This is a genomic window from Serratia sp. MMO-28, from assembly GCF_037199905.1.
GTDB lineage: Bacteria > Pseudomonadota > Gammaproteobacteria > Enterobacterales > Enterobacteriaceae > Chania > Chania oryzae.
This window is the reverse complement of sequence record NZ_JBBCVB010000005.1, coordinates 127,325-149,104: the sequence shown is the minus strand read 5'-3', so window position 1 is coordinate 149,104 and position 21,780 is coordinate 127,325. Positions and strand designations below refer to the sequence as shown.

At 56.8% G+C, this 21,780-nt stretch carries 18 protein-coding genes; 11 read left to right on the top strand and 7 right to left on the bottom strand.

Annotated features, from left to right (window positions below; translation table 11 throughout):
* Window positions 1-12: 12 nt before the first annotated feature.
* From WG891_RS06225 to pspA, 5 genes are read right to left on the bottom strand one after another with little or no spacing between them, the layout of a single operon-like run.
* Complete coding sequence (locus WG891_RS06225; RefSeq protein ID WP_337261932.1) at window positions 13-1,074, bottom strand: YcjF family protein; 1,062 nt, start codon at window positions 1,072-1,074, stop codon at window positions 13-15.
* On the bottom strand, window positions 1,071-2,468 hold the full coding sequence (locus WG891_RS06220) for a YcjX family protein (protein ID WP_337261931.1): 1,398 nt from the start codon (window positions 2,466-2,468) through the stop codon (window positions 1,071-1,073). The genes WG891_RS06225 and WG891_RS06220 overlap by 4 nt, the downstream gene beginning before the upstream one ends.
* Window positions 2,469-2,500: 32 nt before the next feature.
* Window positions 2,501-2,860, bottom strand: coding sequence for an envelope stress response membrane protein PspC (pspC, locus tag WG891_RS06215; protein ID WP_076940003.1), 360 nt, complete (start codon window positions 2,858-2,860; stop codon window positions 2,501-2,503).
* Window positions 2,860-3,087, bottom strand: a complete 228-nt coding sequence (pspB, locus tag WG891_RS06210) for an envelope stress response membrane protein PspB (protein ID WP_044551554.1) — start codon at window positions 3,085-3,087, stop codon at window positions 2,860-2,862. The genes pspC and pspB overlap by 1 nt, the downstream gene beginning before the upstream one ends.
* Window positions 3,088-3,144: 57 nt before the next feature.
* On the bottom strand, window positions 3,145-3,810 hold the full coding sequence (gene pspA / locus WG891_RS06205) for a phage shock protein PspA (protein ID WP_337261930.1): 666 nt from the start codon (window positions 3,808-3,810) through the stop codon (window positions 3,145-3,147).
* Window positions 3,811-3,996: 186 nt separating this feature from the next.
* Here pspA and pspF point away from each other — a divergent pair, with 186 nt between their 5' ends.
* The 8 genes from pspF to fabI all read left to right on the top strand — a co-directional run bounded on the left by pspF (window position 3,997) and on the right by fabI (window position 13,050).
* A complete protein-coding gene (pspF, locus tag WG891_RS06200) occupies window positions 3,997-5,001 on the top strand; it encodes a phage shock protein operon transcriptional activator (RefSeq protein ID WP_076940001.1) in 1,005 nt (334 codons plus the stop codon).
* 341 nt (window positions 5,002-5,342) lie between these two features.
* Complete coding sequence (locus WG891_RS06195) at window positions 5,343-6,707, top strand: pectate lyase family protein (protein ID WP_337261929.1); 1,365 nt, start codon at window positions 5,343-5,345, stop codon at window positions 6,705-6,707.
* Window positions 6,708-6,933: 226 nt separating this feature from the next.
* Window positions 6,934-8,586, top strand: a complete 1,653-nt coding sequence (sapA, locus tag WG891_RS06190; protein ID WP_337261928.1) for an ABC transporter substrate-binding protein SapA — start codon at window positions 6,934-6,936, stop codon at window positions 8,584-8,586.
* Window positions 8,583-9,548, top strand: a complete 966-nt coding sequence (gene sapB, locus WG891_RS06185) for a putrescine export ABC transporter permease SapB (RefSeq protein WP_337261927.1) — start codon at window positions 8,583-8,585, stop codon at window positions 9,546-9,548. Before sapA ends, sapB begins: the two co-directional genes overlap by 4 nt.
* Complete coding sequence (gene sapC / locus WG891_RS06180) at window positions 9,535-10,425, top strand: putrescine export ABC transporter permease SapC (protein WP_076939997.1); 891 nt, start codon at window positions 9,535-9,537, stop codon at window positions 10,423-10,425. Before sapB ends, sapC begins: the two co-directional genes overlap by 14 nt.
* The gene (gene sapD, locus WG891_RS06175) at window positions 10,425-11,417 is read left to right on the top strand and encodes a putrescine export ABC transporter ATP-binding protein SapD (protein ID WP_337261926.1); all 993 of its coding nucleotides are present in this window, start codon (window positions 10,425-10,427) and stop codon (window positions 11,415-11,417) included. Before sapC ends, sapD begins: the two co-directional genes overlap by 1 nt.
* 1 nt (window position 11,418) lies before the next feature.
* On the top strand, window positions 11,419-12,231 hold the full coding sequence (gene sapF, locus WG891_RS06170; protein WP_076939995.1) for a putrescine export ABC transporter ATP-binding protein SapF: 813 nt from the start codon (window positions 11,419-11,421) through the stop codon (window positions 12,229-12,231).
* 30 nt (window positions 12,232-12,261) lie between these two features.
* The gene (gene fabI / locus WG891_RS06165; protein ID WP_337261925.1) at window positions 12,262-13,050 is read left to right on the top strand and encodes an enoyl-ACP reductase FabI; all 789 of its coding nucleotides are present in this window, start codon (window positions 12,262-12,264) and stop codon (window positions 13,048-13,050) included.
* A gap of 99 nt (window positions 13,051-13,149) precedes the next feature.
* Here fabI and WG891_RS06160 read toward each other — a convergent pair whose 3' ends face one another.
* Window positions 13,150-14,046 carry a LysR family transcriptional regulator gene (locus tag WG891_RS06160; RefSeq protein WP_337261924.1) on the bottom strand — a complete coding sequence of 299 codons (897 nt, stop codon included), beginning with the start codon at window positions 14,044-14,046 and terminating at the stop codon, window positions 13,150-13,152.
* A 185-nt stretch (window positions 14,047-14,231) separates the two neighbouring features.
* Between WG891_RS06160 and WG891_RS06155 the strand changes: the two genes are divergently transcribed.
* The 3 genes from WG891_RS06155 (at window position 14,232) to WG891_RS06145 (ending at window position 20,942) form a co-directional block, all read left to right on the top strand.
* Window positions 14,232-16,538, top strand: a complete 2,307-nt coding sequence (locus WG891_RS06155; RefSeq protein ID WP_337261923.1) for an FdhF/YdeP family oxidoreductase — start codon at window positions 14,232-14,234, stop codon at window positions 16,536-16,538.
* Between the two features lie 170 nt (window positions 16,539-16,708).
* A complete protein-coding gene (locus WG891_RS06150) occupies window positions 16,709-18,643 on the top strand; it encodes an exoribonuclease II (RefSeq protein WP_337261922.1) in 1,935 nt (644 codons plus the stop codon).
* 232 nt (window positions 18,644-18,875) lie between these two features.
* Complete coding sequence (locus WG891_RS06145; protein WP_337261921.1) at window positions 18,876-20,942, top strand: carbon starvation CstA family protein; 2,067 nt, start codon at window positions 18,876-18,878, stop codon at window positions 20,940-20,942.
* Between the two features lie 49 nt (window positions 20,943-20,991).
* Here the strand turns inward: WG891_RS06145 and fsa are convergent, their stop codons facing one another.
* The gene (fsa, locus tag WG891_RS06140; protein WP_337261920.1) at window positions 20,992-21,657 is read right to left on the bottom strand and encodes a fructose-6-phosphate aldolase; all 666 of its coding nucleotides are present in this window, start codon (window positions 21,655-21,657) and stop codon (window positions 20,992-20,994) included.
* Window positions 21,658-21,780 lie beyond the last annotated feature (123 nt).

The following is a 21,780-nucleotide window of genomic DNA, read 5'->3' as shown; positions in this document are numbered from 1 at the left end:
CAGCCTGCGAGGTTATTTGGCCTTGTTTTCACTCTTCTTCATCGTGTCTTTCAACTGCGCGATTAACTGGCCGCGAAAATCCCCCAGTTTCGGTTTATCATCTTCCAGCCAAGGCAAAGGACGGCACAACTCCATCGCTTTAATCCCCAGGCGGGCGGTCAACAGCCCAGCACCGATCCCCTGAGCCGCACGGGCAGACAGCCGCGCCGCAATATCCTGCGACATCCAGTCCATCCCCACTTCCCGTACCAGTTCCGAAGCTCCCGCAAAGGCAATATTCAACAGCACCAGCCGGAACAGGCGAATGCGGCTGAAATAGCCCAGTTCAATGCCATACAGTGCCGCAATGCGGTTGATCAGACGGATATTACGCCAGGCGATAAATGCCATATCCACCAAGGCCAGCGGGCTGACGGCGATCATCAGCGCCGATTCCGCGGCAGAACGGCTGATCTCACGCCGCGCCTGGTTATCCAGCACCGGTTGCACCAGTTTGGCATACAGTGCCACCACCTCACGGTCGTTTTGCGTCTCATGCAGCGAAGCCTGCCAGCGTTGCAACGCAGGGTGCCCCTGATCCAAACCGGCCTGCCGCGCCAGCTTTTCACAGAACTCACGCCCTTTGCCTAAACCATGGCTGTGCAACAGTTCTCGCGCTTCATCACGCTCTTCCGCGCGCTGGCGCAGGCGATACAGCCGCCGCCATTCCCCCACCACTGAGCCAATGCCCGCGAACACGATCAAACCACCGGCCACGCCGCCGCCGAGGGCGATCCAATCCTGTTGCAGCCAGGAGGTGTGCAGCCACTGAATGCCCTGCGCCACTACGCTGACGCCAAACAGCACTAACCCAGCGTTGACCATTTTGCGCCACAGGCTGAGCTTGGGTTTCAATGCCGCATTGATGATCCCTTCGGCGCGCCCTTCTTCCTCTTCCTGTTCCCATTCCGGGGCCGCAGGATAAAATTTTTCGGCCTGCAGCTCATCAAACGCCACTCCGGCGCGCAATACTGGCTCCTGCGGTGCCTGTAACGGCTCGGCAAAGTCGATACGCGGTTTTAACGGCTCGCTCATCGCAATTTATCTCCCAATAAAAACTCCATCACCGCATCCAGACGGATGTGCGGTAACGGGCTGTCGACGCTCATCACCCGTGGGCGGAATTCGTCAAAATGGAACCCTTGCTGCTGCCAGAACGCCGGGCCCGGTAAACGGGCCGGGACTTCGCCCGGGAAAACCGTCAGCGGCGTATCATCATTCAGGCGATGGCCCTTCAACGCCGGGATCCGCTGCCCATGGTGATCCACAATACCGCTTTCGGTGGCCTGCACCGACGCCAGCCCGACGCAGTCCATGCTGATCCCTTCAAAGGCCGCGTTCTGCCAGGCTTCCTGCACCAGTTGCTGCAACAGCGAAACCAGGTTAGCGTGCTGATCGGCGGTGATATGGTCTGCTTTGGTGGCGGCAAACATCAGCTTGTCGATGGTGGGCGAGAATAAGCGACGGAACAGCGTACGTTTACCGTAATGGAAGCTCTGCATCAGCTGCGTCAGCGCCAGCCGCATGTCGTTGAATGCCTGCGGCCCGCTGTTGAGCGGCTGTAGGCAATCCACCAGCACAATCTGGCGATCGAAACGAACAAAATGCTCTTTGTAGAAATTTTTGACGATCGACTGGCAATAATAGTTAAAGCGCGCGCGCAGCATCGCGAAGTTGCTGCGCTTATCCGCCTGCGCCAGCCGTGATTCCCCTGCGGCATCAACGTTCGGCCACGGGAAAAACTGCAAGGCTGGCGCACCGGCCATCTCGCCCGGCAGAACAAAGCGCCCCGGTTGAATAAAGTGCAGCCCTTCTGCTTTGCAGCGCAGCAGATAATCGGTATAGGCTTGCGCAATCGCAGCCAGCTTGTTCTCATCGGCCACGGCCAGCGGATCGAGCTCGTTGCACAGCGCCAGCCAAGGCTTGGCCCATTCGGCGCGCTGCCCCTGCAATAGCCCGCCCATTTGGCGCGACCAGGCCAGATAATCCTGGTCCAGCATCGGCAGATCGAGCAGCCATTCGCCTGGGTAGTCAACAATCTCCAGGTACAGCGTGGAGGTTTCTTTGAAATGGCGCAGCAGCGAGTCATTGGAGCGATAACGCAGCGCCAGACGGATCTCGCTGACGCCGCGCGTTGGCGTCGGCCAGCTCGGCGGGCTGCCATAAAGCTGCGCCAGCCCTTCGTCATAGGTAAAACGCGGGATGCCGAGATCGCGCTGCGGAATACGTTTCACCCCCAGCAGGCGCTCTTCCCGCACCGGCGAAAACAGCGGCATACGTGCGCCGCTGTGAACATGAAGCAACTGATTAACGAAAGCGGTGATAAACGCCGTCTTGCCGCTACGGCTCAGGCCGGTCACCGCCAACCGCAAGTGGCGATCCATGCCGCGGTTGACCAGCGAAGTTAACTCATTTTGTAGTCGTTTCATTGTTCTCCTTGGCAAATGCCCCACCTGACAGGTTACAGCTTGCGAAAGCGGCTCTGCACACCAAAGGTATCAGACGTCACATAACGTTCGACCTGGCGTAACTGCTGCTCGCCGCTGCCCAGTTCATACTCCAGTTGATCAAGCAACTGGCGCGGGGTCTGCGGGTGTTCGTTTTCATAACGGCTGGCGGGCGCCTCGTCCAGCATAAAGGTCAGCGCGATGTAGGCAATGATAGTGAAGAAAAACAGCCCGAAAAACATCGACAACACCACCATCACCCGAATTAACCGCACCGGCACGTCAAAATAGTGGGCCAAACCAGCACATACGCCCTTCAGCATACCTTCTTCAGGTACGCGATAAAGCTTTTTACTGCCCAGCGTGTTCGCCATTAAGACTGTCTCCAATTCGGGTGTTCTGCATCAAGAATTTCTTCCAGCGCCTGAATGCGTTCACGCATGCGCTTGGCATCTTCCGCCAGCTGTGCCAACCGTTGCATCTCCTGATGGCTCAGTTGAATGCCGCTCTGTTGCCGGTTGCTGTAATGCAGCCATAGCCAAATCGGTGCGACAAACAACACAAAAATTGTCAACGGGATGGCAAGTAATAGAGCACTCATTTCAATTCCTTCTTATTGGTTTTGGTAGGCGGCCACGGGTCGGTGGCCGCTGAAACATTACTCTGAGCGATTCATTTTGGCCTTCAGGGCCGCCAGTTGCTCACTGATGGCATCATCCGCCTTCAATTCGGCAAATTCCTGCTCCAGGCTTTTCTTTTTGCCGATGCTGACGCTTTCCGCTTCGGCTTCCATATGGTCAATCCGGCGTTCGAACTGCTCAAAACGCGCCATGGCTTCATCCAGTTTACCGCTGTCCAGCTTGCGGCGCACATCGCGTGAAGATGAAGCCGCCTGATGGCGCAGGGTTAACGCCTGCTGGCGCGCCCGTGTTTCGGTCAGTTTGTTTTCCAACTCGCCGATTTCGCTTTTCATGCGTGCCAGCGTTTCTTCCACCGTTGCGGCTTCATGGCTCAGCGTGGCGATCAGATCGGCCACCTTCTGTTTTTCGATCAGCGCAGCGCGCGCCAGATCTTCTTTATCTTTACGCAGCGCCAGTTCGGCTTTGTCCTGCCAGTCATTGAGCTGATGTTCCCCCTGTTCAATACGGCGCAGCAACTGCTTTTTCTCCGCCAGCGCCCGCGCTGAGGTGGAACGCACTTCAACCAGCGTATCTTCCATCTCCTGGATCATCAAACGCACCAGTTTCTGCGGGTCTTCCGCCTTATCCAGCAGAGTGTTGATATTGGCATTCACGATGTCGGCAAAACGAGAAAAAATACCCATAATTCACTTCCTCTTGGTCATAGGTCGGCGTCTGAGGCGCCGCGTTGAATCATACTGTTGGTATCAATACCTTATCAAAACCCGTGCCAATTTTTATTATGTTGAAAATAAAGGAATATTTATTTTTGACTCTCTTCGCACTTGCTGTAGAGTGAGTATTTTCACCAAACATTGGCGAATTTCATCATGAGCGAGCCGTTAGAAAACCTGCTGGGCGAAGCAAACGCCTTTGTGGAAGTGTTGGAGCAAGTTTCGCAACTGGCGAAACTCAACAAACCCGTGCTGGTGATCGGCGAGCGCGGCACCGGTAAAGAGCTGATCGCCCACCGCTTGCACTATCTCTCCAACCGCTGGCAGGGGCCGTTTATTTCGCTCAACTGCGCGGCGCTGAACGAGAATCTGCTGGATTCTGAGCTGTTTGGCCACGAGGCAGGGGCGTTCACCGGGGCGCAGAAGCGCCATCTCGGCCGCTTTGAACGCGCCGACGGCGGCACCTTATTCCTGGATGAACTGGCTACCGCGCCAATGCTGGTGCAGGAAAAACTGCTGCGGGTGATTGAATATGGCCATCTGGAGCGCGTCGGCGGCAGCCAGCCGCTGCGGGTGGATGTGCGGCTGGTATGCGCCACCAACGACGATCTGCCCGCGCTTGCCGCCGCCGGTAAGTTCCGTGCCGATCTGCTGGATCGCCTGGCTTTCGACGTGGTGCAGTTGCCACCGCTGCGCCAACGCCAGCAGGACATCATGCTGCTGGCCGAGCACTTCGCCATCCAGATGTGCCGCGAACTGTCCTTGCCGCTGTTCCCCGGCTTCAGCCAGCATGCGCAGGCCACCCTGCTCGGCTACCACTGGCCGGGTAACGTGCGTGAACTGAAGAACGTAGTGGAACGTTCGGTCTATCGCCACGGTTCAAGCAGCAGTGAACTGGATGAGATCATCATTAACCCCTTTGCTCAACGCACCGTGCCGGCAGCCATTGCGCCACCACAGGCCAGCGGCCTGCCCGCCTTACCGCTGGATGTGAAAGCCTGGCAGCATCAGCAGGAAAAAGAGCTGCTGGAACTGGCGCTGCAGCAAGGCCGTTTTAACCAGCGTAAAGCGGCGGAGCTGTTGGGGCTGACCTACCATCAGTTGCGTGGCATGCTGAAAAAACACGCTTTGCTGCAAAACGCTGGGCCGGAGAGCGAATAATTTTTTGCATTCAGCGAGCGGTAACGCTCGCTACTTCCCCTTTTTCACTCCCTGTCACTCCGCTCTCTCCCCTACTGCAGGGCCTTTCAAACATAACCCAAAAAAATAATCAGAACTTAATTTCTAAATTAATGAAATGATGTTCTATATTTTATTGGTCACCGTTAAAACCACTCTAGCGGTGCGAGGAAAAACCATAGCAAAGGAGTATGCACCGCCCAATCAGGCGGTGCACCAAATCAACACTCGCTGGCCTGAAATGGGGTCGTGAAAGCATTTCACAGAGTTCGGGCATGCAACACGTTGAATATTCATGCAAAATTATTATGGCAGGAGTTACTATGCATCAATCCGTTACATTGCGACGTGCAACCCTTTCCACCGCGTTGAAACTGATACTCGCCAGCGGCTTGGCCTGTTCTACGCTCGCCACTGCAGCAGACCTGGGACGCGAGGTGCTGGCAACAGGTGATGGCTGGGGATCTTATGGCCCTGGCGTCACTGGCGGCAGTGCAGCTAGCGACAGCCACATCTATGTGGTCAACACTTGGCAGGAGTTGCGTGCTGCACTCGGCGGCACCAGTGCACAAAACCAGACCACACCACGCATTATCTATGTCAAAGGCAAGATCAATGCGATGGAGAGAGCGGAAGGCGGTGGCTTGCTGACCTGCGACGATATTGCCGAGCAGGTGCAAGTACCCGGCAGCGCACAAACCTTCAGCATGGAAGATTTTATCGAGCATTTTGATCCCGCGGGCGCCTGGGGCATGGTGACCCCAGAAGGGCCATTAGAGGAGGCGCGGGTGGCAGCAACCAAACTGCAGACCAAGCAGATACAGCAACGTTTCGGCTCTAACGTCACGTTGATCGGGGTGGGGAAAGATGCCCATATCATCGGGGCGCACCTGCTGGTGAAAGAAGTCAGCAACGTGATTATCCGCAACCTGCACATTTCCGATGCCTATGACTGTTTCCCTGAGTGGGATCCTACCGACGGCAGCGCGGGTAACTGGAACAGTCTGTATGACAATATTTCGCTGATGACGGTAGAACATGCCTGGGTAGATCATGTCACGCTGGACGATGGCGATCATCCGCGCCAATCACTGCCAAAAGTGTATGGCCGTACTTTCCAGGTGCATGATGGCCTGTTGGATATCACCCACAGCAGTAACTACGTCACCGCCTCCTTCAGTATCTTTGGCGATCACGACAAAGTTAACCTGATAGGCTCTTCAGACTCACGTCTGGTGGATCGCAACAAGCTCAAGGTCACCATGCACCACAACCACTGGGTGAATCCTGGCCAGCGAGCTCCACGCGTGCGTTTCGGTCAGGTTGATGTTTACAACAACTATAGCCAGATCCTGGCAGCGGCGGACTTTACCAGCATGTGGGGTGTCGGGGTTGAATCTGCCATCTATGCGGAAAAGAACGTGATCGAATTGGCTAGCGGCATTGCAGCAAGCAAAGTGATCAAACGCTATGGCGGCCAGTATATCTTTACTAAAGACAACCTGGTTAACGGCAGCCCGGTCGATCTGCTGGCTGTTTATAATGCTTCAGCGTCGGCAGCGGATCAGCTCGCAAACAGTGTCGGTTGGATACCAGCCCTGCGGTTGCATGTGAACAACGTTAACGACGTGAAAGGGATCGTCACCAGCCAGGCTGGCTCTGGTAAGCTCGACAGCGATCACCCCTGATTCATCCGAGGTAACCTTCACTGGCAGGCCCGTGCCTGCCAGCATCGCTGAGCGGGATTTATTGCGTTATAACCTGACATTTTCATCGGTTTTATGATTTTATCGCCAGACAATTGCCGCAAGCACAGCCAAGCAGCAGAAAATTCAGCCGTTTTACTCAAGAAATTGGGTAGATTGCCAGAGTGCGATACACTAACGCTATTGCTCATTAACCCATGAAGCGTCTATGCGTGCTTTACCTCTTTGGATAATGTCGTTGAGCAGCCTGGCAACCTCAGTGCTGGCCTCAACGCCCCCCGTGCCGAGCACGGTGCCACCGCCAGCGGATATCCGCCAGAGCGGTTTTGTTTATTGTGTCAGCGGCATCCTGAACACCTTCAACCCACAGATGGCCAGCAGTGGCCTGACGGTCGATACGCTGGCTGCCCAGTTATACGATCGCCTGCTGGATGTTGACCCTTACACCTATCGGCTGATCCCGCAACTGGCGCAAAGTTGGGAAGTGCTGGATAACGGGGCGACCTATCGCTTTCATCTGCGCCGTGACGTCCCTTTCCAGACCACCGCCTGGTTCCAACCCACGCGTAAAATGAATGCCGATGATGTGGTATTCAGTTTTGAGCGGGTGTTCAACCAAAAACATCCGTTCCACTCTGTGAATGGTGGTGAATACCCCTATTTCGACAGTTTGCAGTTTGCCGACTCCGTCCAGCGGGTGAAGAAGCTGGACAACTATACCGTCGAGATCCGCCTACAAACGCCGGACGCCTCTTTCCTCTGGCACCTGGCCACCCACTATGCACCAATATTGTCGGCAGAATATGCCGCCAACCTGACGCTGGCAGGCACACAGGAATTGATCGACCGTGAACCGGTAGGGACCGGTCCATTCATGCTGAACGAATACCGCTCTGGGCAATATATTCGGCTGGCGCGCAATGACGTTTACTGGAAGGGCAAACCTCGGATGCCACAGGTGGTGATCGATCTGGGTGCCGGGGGCACCGGCAGGCTGTCGAAGCTGCTGACCGGGGAATGCGATGTGCTGGCTTACCCGGCCGCCAGCCAGCTTTCGATTCTGCGTGACGATCCCCGCCTGCGCCTCACGCTGCGGCCCGGCATGAACATCGCCTATCTGGCGTTCAACACCCGCAAACCGCCGCTGGATAATCTGAAAGTACGCCAGGCCATTGCGCTGGCGATCAATAACCAGCGCCTGATGCAGTCGATCTATTACGGTACGGCGGAAACCGCCGCCTCGCTGCTGCCGCGCGCCTCTTGGGCGTATGACAGTGAGGCACACGTCACGGCATACGATCCGGCCAAAGCCCGAGAGCTGCTGCGCGAAGCCGGGGTTGGCCCGCTGGATCTGAAACTGTGGGTGCCTACCGCCTCGCAATCCTACAACCCAAGCCCGCTGAAAACTGCCGAACTGATCCAGGCAGACTTAGCCCAGATCGGCATCAACGTCACCATCGTGCCGGTGGAGGGCCGCTTCCAGGAAGCCCGCCTGATGGAAATGAATCACGATCTCACTCTCAGCGGCTGGGCCACCGACAGCAACGACCCGGACAGTTTCTTCCGTCCGCTGCTGAGCTGCGCGGCAATCCGTTCGCAAACCAACTATGCTCACTGGTGTGATCCCAGCTTTGATGAAGTGCTGCAGGATGCGCTGTTGTCACAGCAGTTGTCGCAGCGTATCGAAAAATATCAACAGGCGCAGAAAATCCTGGAACAGCAGTTGCCGGTGTTGCCTCTGGCCTCTTCCCTGCGCCTGCAAGCCTACCGTTATGACATCAAAGGATTGGTGTTGAGCCCGTTCGGTAACGCATCCTTTGCCGGCGTGTATCGCGAACCCGCGGAGGAGGTGAAAAAGTGATTATCTTTACCTTACGCCGTATTCTGCTGCTACTGATTACGCTGTTCTTTCTGACGCTGGTCAGCTTCAGCCTGAGCTATTTCACCCCGCGTGCTCCGCTCAATGGCGCCGCCCTGCTGGACGCCTATCAGTTCTATTTCGTCAGCCTGATACAAGGGGATTTTGGCGTTTCCAGCATCAACGGCCAGGCAATTGGTGAACAGTTGCGCGAAGTGTTCCCGGCCACCATGGAGCTGTGCATTCTGGCGTTCGTACTGGCGCTGTGCCTCGGCATTCCGCTGGGCATTATTGCCGGCGTGCTGCGCGGCAAATGGCAGGACACTGCCATCAGCACCTTTGCCCTGCTGGGGTTTTCCATACCGGTATTCTGGTTAGCCCTGCTGCTGATGCTGTTCTTCTCCTTGCACCTCGGCTGGCTGCCGGTTTCAGGCCGTTTCGATCTGCTGTATCAGGTTAAACCGGTGACCGGTTTTGCGCTGATTGACGCCTGGCTCTCAGATTCGCCCTACCGCAACGAGATGATCGCCAGCGCGCTGCGCCATATGGTGTTGCCAATTATCGTTGTGGCCATAGCGCCGCTCACCGAGGTGATCCGTCTGATGCGTATCAGCACCGACGATGTGCTCGGCCAGAACTACATCAAGGCCGCCGCCACCCGTGGTCTGTCGCGCTTTACCATTATCCGCCGCCACGTCCTGCACAATGCGTTACCGCCGATCATTCCCAAACTCGGCTTGCAGTTTTCCACCATGCTCACGCTGGCGATGATCACTGAAGTGGTGTTCAGTTGGCCAGGGCTCGGCCGCTGGCTGATCAATGCCATCCGTCAGCAGGATTATGCCGCGATCTCCGCTGGCGTAATGGTCGTCAGTTCGCTGGTGATTACCGTCAACGTACTGGCCGATATTCTGGGTGCTGCCACCAACCCACTGAAGCATAAGGAATGGTATGCCCTTCGATAACGTCTACGGCGAAAAGAAAATGCCAAGCCCGCTGCGTTACACCTGGCGGATTTTTTACGGTGACACGCTGGCGATGATTGGTTTTTACGGCGTGATTGCCCTGCTGTTGCTTTCCCTCTTCGGTAGCCTGCTGGCCCCTTACGCGTTGGATCAGCAGTTCCTCGGTTATCAGCTGTTGCCGCCGTCCTGGTCACGCTACGGCAACGTGTCGTTCTTCCTCGGCACAGACGATCTGGGGCGCGATATTCTGAGCCGCCTGTTGACCGGCACCGCCGCCACCTTCGGTTCTGCGCTGATCGTCACCATTGCCGCCGCCTTTTTTGGCGTGATCCTCGGGGTATTTGCCGGGGTGACCCGCGGCCTGATCTCGGCAGTGCTGAACCATGTGCTCGACACCCTGCTTTCCATTCCTTCGCTGCTGCTGGCGATCATCGTGGTGGCCTTTCTTGGGCCGAAGCTGGAACACGCCATGCTGGCCGTGTGGCTGGCACTGCTGCCGCGCATGGTACGCACCATCTACAGCGCCGTGCATGACGAACTGGAAAAAGAGTATGTGGTTGCTGCCCGCTTAGACGGTGCCTCAACGCCACAGATCCTGTGGTATGCGGTAGTGCCGAACATTGCGGCGGTGCTGGTGACCGAGTTTACCCGCGCACTGTCGATGGCGATTCTTGATATCGCCGCGCTGGGTTTTCTCGATCTTGGTGCCCAGCTTCCTTCCCCTGAATGGGGAGCGATGCTCGGTGATTCGCTGGAACTGGTGTATGTCGCGCCCTGGGCGGTGATGCTACCCGGTGGTGCCATTCTGGTCAGCGTGCTGTTGGTTAACCTGTTGGGCGATGGCATGCGCCGCGCGATTAATGCGGGAGTGGAATAATGCCGTTACTCGATATCCGCAATCTGACGATTGAATTTATGACCGCCGAAGGCCCGGTCAAGGCGGTCGATCGCGTCAGCATGACGCTGACCGAAGGCGAAGTACGCGGCCTGGTGGGCGAGTCCGGATCGGGGAAAAGCCTGATCGCCAAAGCGATTTGCGGCGTCACCAAAGACAACTGGCGCGTTACGGCCGATCGTTTCCGCTTCGACGACATCGATCTGCTGCAACTGACGCCGCGCGAACGGCGGAAGCTAGTGGGGCATAACGTTTCGATGATCTTTCAGGAACCCCAGTCCTGTCTGGATCCGTCCGAAAGCATTGGCCGCCAGTTGGTACAGACAATTCCCGGCTGGACCTACAAAGGCCGCTGGTGGCAAAGGTTCAACTGGCGCAAACGCCGCGCCATCGAACTGCTGCACCGCGTCGGCATTAAGGATCACGACGACATCATGGGCAGTTACCCCTACGAATTAACCGAGGGGGAATGCCAGAAAGTGATGATCGCCATTGCGCTGGCCAACCAGCCACGGCTGCTGATCGCCGATGAACCTACCAACGCCATGGAACCCACCACCCAGGCGCAGATTTTCCGCCTGCTGGCGCGCCTCAATCAGAACAACAACACCACTATCCTGCTGATCAGCCACGATTTGCAGATGATGAGCAAATGGGCAGATCGGATAAACGTGCTGTACTGCGGGCAAACGGTGGAAAGCGCCCAGTGCGAGGAGCTACTCGCCGCCCCACACCACCCTTACACCCAGGCGCTGATCCGCTCCATGCCGGATTTTGGCCGTTCGTTGCCGCATAAAAGCCGCCTGAACACGCTGCCGGGGGCGATCCCATCCTTGGAGCACCTGCCGATCGGCTGTCGTTTGGGGCCACGCTGCCCCTACGCGCAGAAGACCTGCATTGAAACCCCGCGCCTGCGCGCGGTGAAAACCCGTCTGTTTGCCTGCCACTTCCCGCTGAACATGGAGGAGCAATAACATGGAAACGCTGTTGGAAGTGCGCAATCTGGCGAAAACATACCGCTATCGCACCGGGCTGTTCCGCCGCCAGAATGTGGAGGCAGTAAAATCCGTCAGCTTTACCCTGCGTGAACGCCAGACGCTGGCGATCATCGGCGAAAACGGCTCCGGTAAATCCACCCTGGCGAAAATGCTTTCCGGCATGATCGAGCCCTCTTCCGGCGAAGTGTTGATTGATGACCATCCGCTGGAGTATGGCGATTATCGCTACCGTAGCCAGCGCATTCGCATGATTTTCCAAGATCCCAGCACCTCGCTCAATCCACGTCAGCGCATCGGCCAGTTGCTGGATGCGCCGTTGCGGCTGAATACCGACCTGGAGGCCGCAGAGCGCGAAGCGCGTATCAACCAGACTTTACGCCAGGTGGGCATGCTACCGGACCACGCCTATTATTATCCGCACATGCTCGCTTCGGGCCAGAAGCAGCGTGTTGCCCTGGCGCGCGCACTGATCCTGCAACCCCAGGTGATTATCGCCGATGAAGCGCTGGCATCGCTGGATATGTCGATGCGTTCACAAATCATTAATCTGATGCTCGAGCTGCAGGAAAAGCATGGAATATCATATATTTATGTCACCCAACATCTGGGCATGATGAAGCATATCAGCGATCAAGTGATGGTGATGCATGAGGGTGAAATCGTTGAGCGTGGCAGCACGGCCGAGGTGCTGGCAGCCCCGTTGCATGAGCTCACCAAACGCCTGATCGCCAGCCATTTTGGTGAAGCACTGACTGCCGATGCCTGGCGGCGTGATGGCGGCAAGTTCTAATTCCGAGCTAAACCTAAAGGATAACGTTATATGGGTTTTTTAACCGGCAAACGCCTTCTGATCACTGGCGTTGCCAGCAAACTTTCCATCGCTTTTGGTATCGCGCAGGCCATGCATCGTGAAGGTGCCGCACTGGCTTTCACCTACCAGAATGACAAACTCCAACCGCGCGTAGCGGAATTCGCGGCGGCATTGGGGTCCAACCTCGTTCTGGAATGCGACGTGGCGCAGGATGCAAGCATCAGCGCCATGTTTGCCCAATTGGGGCAACACTGGCCCACGTTTGATGGTTTCGTCCACTCGATCGGTTACGCCCCGGCGGATCAATTGGATGGCGATTACGTCAACGCCGTGACGCGTGAAGGCTTTGCCATCGCGCATGACATCAGTTCCTACAGCTTTGTCGCCATGGCCAAGGCGTGCCGTCCTATGCTCAACGCCGGTTCGGCATTGCTGACGTTGTCTTACCTCGGGGCAGAGCGCGCGATTCCCAACTACAACGTGATGGGCCTGGCAAAAGCCTCGTTGGAGGCCAACGTGCGCTATATGGCCAACGCCATGGGGCCTGAAGGGGTGCGCGTTAACGGCATCTCCGCCGGGCCGATCCGCACGCTGGCAGCATCTGGCATCAAAGATTTCCGCAAGATGCTGGCCCATTGCGAGGCCGTAACGCCGATTCGCCGTACCGTCACCACCGAGGACGTGGGGAACACCGCCGCCTTCCTGTGCTCCAACCTGGCGGCCGGTATTTCCGGTGAGATCGTCCACGTTGACGGCGGTTTCAGCATTGCTGCGATGAACGAATTAGAGCTGAAATAACGCGCCAGCCAATGAAACAGGGCCGAATTACTTCGGCCCTGTTTCATCTGCCCTCTACGTTTTCCCGTACAGATTAAAAGTGACATTGTCACCCAAAACCTATTGCACTAACCACTCCTGCGCTGCATCAAAGAAATGCTGTGCCAGCGGGGTCGCGCGGCCCGGTTCGGCAATCACCAGCGCGGCATGGCGCGCCATCGGTGCAATAGCAATCGCCCGCCGTTGCAGCTGTGGCATCATCTCTGGCAACAGGCTGCCGCTGGGGAATAGCCCACAGCCCAACCCGACAAAAATCCCCTGTAACAGTTGGAAGATCGACGTACTTTCCAAGCGCGCATGCAGCGTTAGACCGGCGTCGCGGAAGTGTTGATCAAGATAACGGCGGAAATAACGCGTCGGCTCAGCCAGGCACAGCGGTAAGGCGGCCACCGCCTCTAGCGTCAGTGGAGTCACCCCTGCCAGCGCGGGGAAATGCTGTGGGTGAAACACCAGTTCTACCCCGCCGTCAGCAAGCGGTTGTGATTGAAAATGCAGTTCTTTGAGGGTGGGCCGTTCAAAAAAGCCGATACCAATGTCCACCGTGTGGGCGGTGAGCGCTTCCAGCAACTGATCGGCACTCATCACTGCCACCCGATAATCCAGTTGCGGATAACGCTCACTGACCGCCTTTAGCAATTGCGCCAGCGAAATGCTGCACTGTGGCACGGTTCCCAGGCGTAGTGTGCCGTTCAAGCCATGCTTGAGCGACTCCACCTCCAGCTTCAGCCCCTGATAAACCGAGACAATTTCCCGCGCCCACACCAGCACCCGCTCACCCTCAGCGGTAAACCCTTCGAAATTGTTACCCCGATTGATCAGCGCCACGCCCAGCTCTTTTTCCAGGTTTTTCAGCCGCATGGATAGGGTTGGCTGGCTGACGAAGCTGGCCTCTGCCGCGCGGCCGAAATGGCGCTCACGCTCAAGATTACACAGGTAAATCAGCTGCTTAATATCCATGTCTTAGCCTGGAAGATAAGTTTTTTGCCGAGTATATCACTCTGGCGATAAATACCCTCTATGCCATCATTGCTCCATTCGATTAGACGCCCCGCCTGCACGACTCTAAGCTTGTGACATAAATACTCAAAATGCTTAAAAAAACGCTTACCTACTAGCAACAATATTCACCTGCGAAGAAAAAAATGAAATTCAAACCGTCAATCAAGCCTTATCGCGGCGCGGCGGGTGGCTGGGGCTCGTTAGAAGCCACCACCCGCTATGTGTTCGACAGCAAACAACCGCTGAAAAACCTGCGCAACCTGCTGCGCGTTAATAAAGCGCGCGGTTTCGACTGCCCTGGCTGTGCCTGGGGCGATGATAACCACAGCACCTTCAGTTTCTGCGAAAACGGAGCCAAAGCCGTCAGTTGGGAGGCCACGCGCAGCGCGGTTGAACCGGCCTTTTTCGCCGCCCACAGTGTCAGCACGCTGCTGCAGCAAAGCGACTATTTTCTGGAATATCAGGGGCGTCTTACCCACCCAATGCGTTATGACGCAGCCAGCGATCGCTATCAGCCTATCAGCTGGCCAGCGGCTTTTACGCTGATTGCCCAGCACATCCGGCAAATGGACAACCCTAGCCAGATCGAGCTTTACACCTCGGGCCGTGCCAGCAACGAAGCCTCTTACCTTTACCAGCTGTTTGGCCGCATGCTGGGCACCAGCAATTTCCCCGATTGCTCGAATATGTGCCACGAAGCCAGCGGCGTTGGCCTTAAGCAAAGCATCGGCGTGGGTAAAGGCACCGTCCGCATGGAGGATTTTGAGCTGGCCGATGCTATTTTTGTGTTTGGCCAGAATCCGGGCACCAACCACCCGCGCATGTTGCACAGCCTGAAACAGGCGGCTAAACGTGGCGCACGCATCGTCAGCTTTAACACGCTGCGCGAGCGCGGGCTGGAGCGTTTTGCCGATCCGCAGAACCCACTGCAGATGCTGACGCCAACATCCTCCCCCATCAGTTCGGCCTACTTCCAGCCCAATCTCGGTGGCGATCTGGCTGCCGTACGCGGCATCGTGAAAGCGCTGCTGGAAACCCATCGCCAGCGGCTGGCGGAGGGGCAAGCCGGGCTGTTCGACCGGGTGTTTATTGAGCAGCACTGCATCGGCGTTGAAGAATATCTGGTACAGGTGGATGCCAGCGCTTGGTCGCACATTACGCAGCAATCAGGCCTGAGCGAAAGCCAGCTACGCCAGGCAGCGGCAATCTATCAGAGCGCCGAACGCGTGATCTGCACCTGGGCGATGGGGATCACCCAACATAAACATTCGGTAGCGACGGTGCGTGAAATCACCAATCTGCAACTGCTGTTTGGCCAGTTGGGTAAACCGGGGGCAGGATTGTGCCCGGTGCGCGGCCACAGCAATGTGCAAGGCAATCGCACCATGGGTATTGATGAGAAAGCACCCAAAGCGCTGCTCGATAGCCTGGAACAACATTTCGGTTTCACGCCGCGTCGTGAGGCTGGGCATAACACGGTGGAAGCGATCGAAGCCATGCTACGCGGTGAGGTTAAAGTGCTGTTGGCTCTCGGCGGTAACCTGGCGGCAGCGGCACCGGATACTGAGCGCACCGCACAGGCCCTGCGCAACTGCGAACTGACGGTGCACATCAGCACCAAGCTGAACCGCAGCCACCTGATCACCGGGAAAGAGGCGTTGATTTTGCCTACGCTGGGGCGCACCGAGTTGGATCTGCAGGCCAGCGGGCCGCAGTTCATCACGGTAGAAGACTCTTTCAGCATGGTGCATGCCTCAGAAGGCATCGGCAGGCCGCTGTCCGAAAATCAACGTTCGGAAACCGCCATTGTCTGTGGCATTGCCGATGCGGTGCTGGGTAGCGAAACGCTGGACTGGCTAGCGCTGGCCGATGACTATTCGCTGATCCGCGATCATATTCAGGCCACCCTGCCCGGCTTTGACAACTTCAACCAACGCTGCGAACAACCCGGCGGTTTTTATCTGGGCAATGCCGCCGCGGAACTGCGTTTCGCGACGCCAAGCGGCAAGGCACAGTTCAGCGCCGCAGCGCTGCCAGAAACGCTGCGTGCCCATCCGGGGGCAGAGCAAGCTCCCTTTACGCTGCAGACCCTACGTTCGCACGATCAGTACAACACCACCATTTATGGGCTGGATGACCGCTATCGGGGGGTCTATGGCCAGCGGGAAGTACTGTTTATCCATCCGCAAGATTTGGCTGATCTTGGTCTGCAGGAAGGTGAATTGGTGGACATTGAAACCCTATGGCATGACGGCGTGGTGCGCAAAGTCAGCGGCTTCAAGCTGGTCAGCTACGCGATACCGCGCGGCAACCTGGCCGCCTACTATCCCGAGACCAATCCATTAGTGCCTCTAACCAGTTTTGGTGATGGCACCGGTACGCCCACCTCCAAATCCATCCCGGTGACGATCCGCCGCTGTGCCAGCGCCCCCGCCTTGCGTATCGTCTAGCTCTGATGGCAAACCATGGCTGGAATCGCCATGGTTTGTTCTTAGCCCATCGGGCCGTTCAACACACATCAACACAGTGAAATCGTGACGTTAGGCTTGCCCACAGCAGGTGATTCGCGTAAAACTGTCTGCCGCAAATCTTGCCACTCACAACCCATTCACTGGACGATATGTTTCAAGATAACCCGCTGCTGGCGCAGCTTAAACAGCAACTTCACTCTCAAACCCCGCGTGTTGAAGGCGTAGTAAAAGGGACTGAGAAAGGTTTTGGCTTTTTAGAAGTCGACGGTCAGAAAAGTTACTTTATTCCACCGCCGTACATGAAAAAAGTCATGCATGGGGATCGTATCGTCGCCACGCTGCACACCGAAAAAGATCGCGAGATCGCCGAGCCAGAAACCCTGGTTGAGCCGTTCCTGTCGCGTTTTGTCGGCCGTGTGCAGAAAAAAGACGATCGCCTGTCCATCGTGCCCGATCATCCCTTGCTGAAAGACGCGATTCAGTGCCGTCCAGTGCGTGAAGTGACCCGTGACTTCCAGCCCGGCGACTGGGCAGTAGCAGAAATGCGCCGCCATCCGCTGAAAGGCGATCGCGGCTTTTATGCCGACCTGACGCAGTTCATCACCGACGGCGAAGACCATTTCGCCCCTTGGTGGGTAACGCTGGCGCGCCATAATCTGGAGAGAGAAGCGCCAGAGATGGTCGCCATCAGCGAAGCGGATACCGCCCTGCCGCGTGAAGATCTCACCGCGCTGGATTTTGTCACTATCGACAGCGCCAGCACCGAAGATATGGACGATGCGCTGTACGTGCAGGATAACGGCGACGGCACGCTGCAGTTGACCATCGCCATTGCCGATCCTACCGCTTACGTCGAGCAAGGCAGCAACCTGGATGATATCGCCCGCAAACGTGCGTTCACCAACTACCTGCCCGGCTTCAATATTCCGATGTTGCCGCGCGATCTGTCCGACAACCTGTGTTCGCTGCGCCCCAACGAGCGCCGACCGGTGTTGGCTTGCCGTGTGACGATCGCCGCAGATGGCGCATTAGGGAACGATATTCGCTTCTTCGCCGCGGAGATCGAATCCAAAGCCAAACTGGTTTATGACGAAGTCTCGGACTGGCTGGACGGCATTACCGGTTGGCAACCGCCAAACGAGGTGATCGCACAGCAGATCACCTTGCTCAAAAAGGTGTGCGATGCCCGTAGTACCTGGCGCCACCAGCACGCACTGGTGTTTAAAGATCGCCCAGACTATCGTTTTGTGCTCGGTGAAAAAGGTGACGTGCTGGACATCGTCACCGAACAGCGCCGCACGGCCAACCGTATCGTTGAAGAGTGCATGATTGCCGCCAACGTCTGTGCCGCCCTGGTGCTGCGCGATCGCCTCGGCTTTGGCATCTACAACGTTCATAACGGTTTTGATCCGGCACTGGTTGAACAGGCGGTTAACGTGCTGCAGACCAACGCGGTAGAAGCCGAAGCGGCCAAACTGCTGACGCTGGACGGGTTCTGCGAACTGCGCCGGCATCTTGATGCACAGCCGACGCAGTTCCTTGATAGCCGCATTCGCCGTTTCCAGACGTTTGCAGAGATCAGCACCGCTCCTGGCCCGCACTTTGGCCTGGGGCTGGAAGCCTATGCCACCTGGACGTCGCCAATCCGCAAATACGGTGACATGGTCAACCATCGCCTGCTGAAAGCCATTATCAGCGAGCAAGCGGCCAGCAAACCGTCAGATGAAGTGACCACACAGTTAGCTGAACGCCGCCGTCTGAACCGCATGGCCGAACGCGACGTTGGCGACTGGCTGTATGCGCGTTTCCTGAAAGACAAAGCGGGCAGCGATGAACGCTTCACGGCAGAGATCATCGACGTGACGCGCGGCGGCCTGCGCGTGCGCCTGTTGGAGAACGGCGCGGTCGCCTTTATTCCAGCACCGTTCATTCATGCAGTGCGTGATGAACTGGTATGCAGCCAGGAAACCGGCATGGTGCAGGTGAAAGGCGAAATGGTTTATCGCCAGAGCGATACCCTGCAGGTCAACATCGCCGAAGTACGCATGGAAACCCGCAGCGTGATTGCCAAACCCGTTGCATAACTGAACCACAAAACCTCAGGGCGATACCGCGGTATCGCCCTTTTTTATGCTATCACGCTCGCCACTTCCCCTGTCACATCACCTTGTTTTTTCAATAAACGCCCGCTGAGTTCACAGTTTTCATCTGACCGACTTCTCTTCACGCTTAAAATCCCTATTTTTAACCTGCCACTCACTTTTACTTACGAAACATTACTTTTGTCTACTTCTACACAACAAGGAGTTGTGGAACATGAAAAACGTCAAGTCCGGCATTATCTGGCTTGCGGTGGCGTTACTTGGCGCCTTCGCTTTTGCCATGCTGGCACTCAGCCGTGGGGAGCACGTCAACGCTGTCTGGCTGGTGATCGCCGCCGTTGCCTGTTACAGCATTGCTTATCGCTTCTACAGCCTGTTTATTGCCAAAAACGTCTTTGAACTGGACGATCGTCGGCTGACTCCGGCGGAACGTCATAACGATGGCCTGGACTATGTCCCCACCAACAAGTGGGTGCTGTTCGGCCACCACTTTGCTGCCATTGCCGGTGCCGGCCCGCTGGTTGGGCCGATCCTGGCGGCGCAGATGGGCTTTCTGCCGGGCACCATCTGGATCCTGGTCGGCGTGATGATGGCCGGTGCGGTGCAGGATTTCCTGATCCTGTTTATCTCCACCCGCCGCGATGGGCGCTCGCTCGGCGAAATGGCCAAACAGGAACTGGGGGCCTTTGCCGGGGTGGTCACCATGCTCGGCGCGCTCGGGGTGATGATTATCATCCTGTCGGCGCTGGCTCTGGTGGTAGTGAAAGCGCTGGCGGACAGCCCGTGGGGCCTGTTCACCATTGCTGCCACTATCCCTATCGCGCTGTTTATGGGTGTTTACATGCGTTTTATCCGCCCCGGCAAAATTGCCGAGGTGTCGTTGATCGGCTTTGTGCTGATGATGGCGGCCATTATCTATGGCGGTAACGTGGCGCAGCATCCTTATTGGGGGCCGTTCTTTACCCTGCACGGCACCACCCTGACCTGGGTGCTGGTGATTTATGGCTTTATCGCTTCAGTGTTGCCAGTGTGGCTGTTGCTGGCACCGCGTGATTATCTGTCTACTTTCCTCAAGATCGGTGTGATCGTCGGGTTGGCGGTGGGCATCGTGTTCGCCATGCCAGAAATGAAAATGCCCGCGGTGTCGCGCTTTATCGACGGCAGCGGCCCGGTCTTTGCCGGCTCACTGTTCCCGTTCCTGTTTATCACCATTGCCTGCGGCGCCATTTCCGGCTTCCACGCCCTGGTTTCCAGCGGCACCACACCGAAACTGGTGGAACGTGAAAGCCATATCCGCTTTATCGGCTATGGCGCAATGCTGATGGAATCCTTTGTGGCGATCATGGCGCTGATTTGTGCCTCGGTGATCGACCCGGGCGTTTACTTTGCCATGAACTCCCCGGCGGCGCTGATCGGCACCACGGTGGAAAATGCGTCGCAGATGATCAACGGTTGGGGCTTTATGATCACCCCTGAGGCGCTGACGCAAATCGCCAAGGACGTGGGTGAAAACTCCGTGCTGTCGCGGGCTGGTGGTGCACCGACCTTCGCCGTTGGCATGGCGCATATCATCACCGAAGTGTTCAACAGCCGCACCATGATGGCTTTCTGGTATCACTTCGCCATTCTGTTTGAGGCGTTGTTTATTCTGACCGCCGTCGATGCCGGTACCCGCGCCTGCCGCTTTATGGTGCAGGATCTGGTAGGCATCGCCGTTCCACGCCTGGCTAACAACCGCTCCTGGTTCGGTAACCTGGCGGGAACCACCGTCGCGGTATCCGGCTGGGGTTTCTTCGTCTATCAAGGGGTGGTTGATCCGTTGGGCGGTATCAACACCCTATGGCCGCTGTTCGGTATCGGTAACCAGATGCTGGCTTCGATGGCGCTGATCCTCGGCACCGTGGTGCTGTTCAAAATGAAGAAGCAGCGTTACGCCTGGGTGACCATTCTGCCGACCATCTGGCTGTTTATTACCTCAATGACCGCCGGCTGGCAGAAGATCTTCCACGAAAAACCGAGCATTGGCTTCCTGGCGCAGGCGAAAAAATTCTCTGCCGGGATTGAACAAGGCACGCTGATCGCGCCGGCAAAATCGCTGAAAGACATGGAAACCATCGTGTTCAGCAACCAGATTAACGCCGCGTTGTGCGCCTTCTTCATGCTGGTTGCGGTCACCATGCTGATCTCTGCTTTCTTTGTGATCCGCCGTGCGATGAGCTCAAACACGCCGACGGTGCGCGAAAGCACTATCGTTCTGCGTGAAGAGACCGGGCGTATCTGAACACGCTAGAAGAGTAAATCAAGGGCGGCTTAGTGCCGCCCATCAACCATCAGCTCAGCAAAGTGGTGCCAAACGCGCCCTGCCAGTCCTGTTCAAACTTCTCTACCGCCGCCTGTACAGCCGGGGTGCCAATAAACTGTTCGGCCACGTCTACCGGTAGGGTGATCGACTGGCAGCCCGCCAGCAGGCACTCCAACGCCTGACGCGGCGTTTTGAAGCTGGCTGCCAGCACCTTGGCATGAGGAGCATGCAGATTAAGCAACTGCTGCAGTTCATGAACCATTGCAATGCCATCACCGCCCTGCGCATCCAGGCGGTTAACGTAAGGTGCGACATATTCCGCCCCCGCCAACGCCCCCAGCAATCCTTGGCCTGCACCGTAAACCGCCGTACCCAGCGTGGGGATCGACATCGCTTTAAGTTTTTTGATCGCCGCTAAACCTTCTGCCGTAACCGGGATCTTCACCACCAGCCCCGGCACCCGCTGATTCAGCAGCATGGCTTCCGCTACCATGCGCTCCGCATCGCTGGCCATCACCTGCGCAAACAGTTTGCCAGTACCGCCGAGCGCATCGCGCAGAGCGGGCAACACTTCCCAAATCGGTTTCCGCTCTTTGGCCACAATGCTCGGGTTGGTGGTCACACCGTGCAGCGGCAGCACCCGCGCCAGACGTTTCACGGCAGTGACATCGGCGGTATCAAGATAAAGCTCCATATCGGTCTCCTGATTATTTTATAAACAAATTCAGACTCTCATCATAATAAGGCAAAAAGGCCTTTTTTATTTGACTAAAATCAATACAAGTTTCATTCGAAAGATATTTAATTTGCGTAAGAA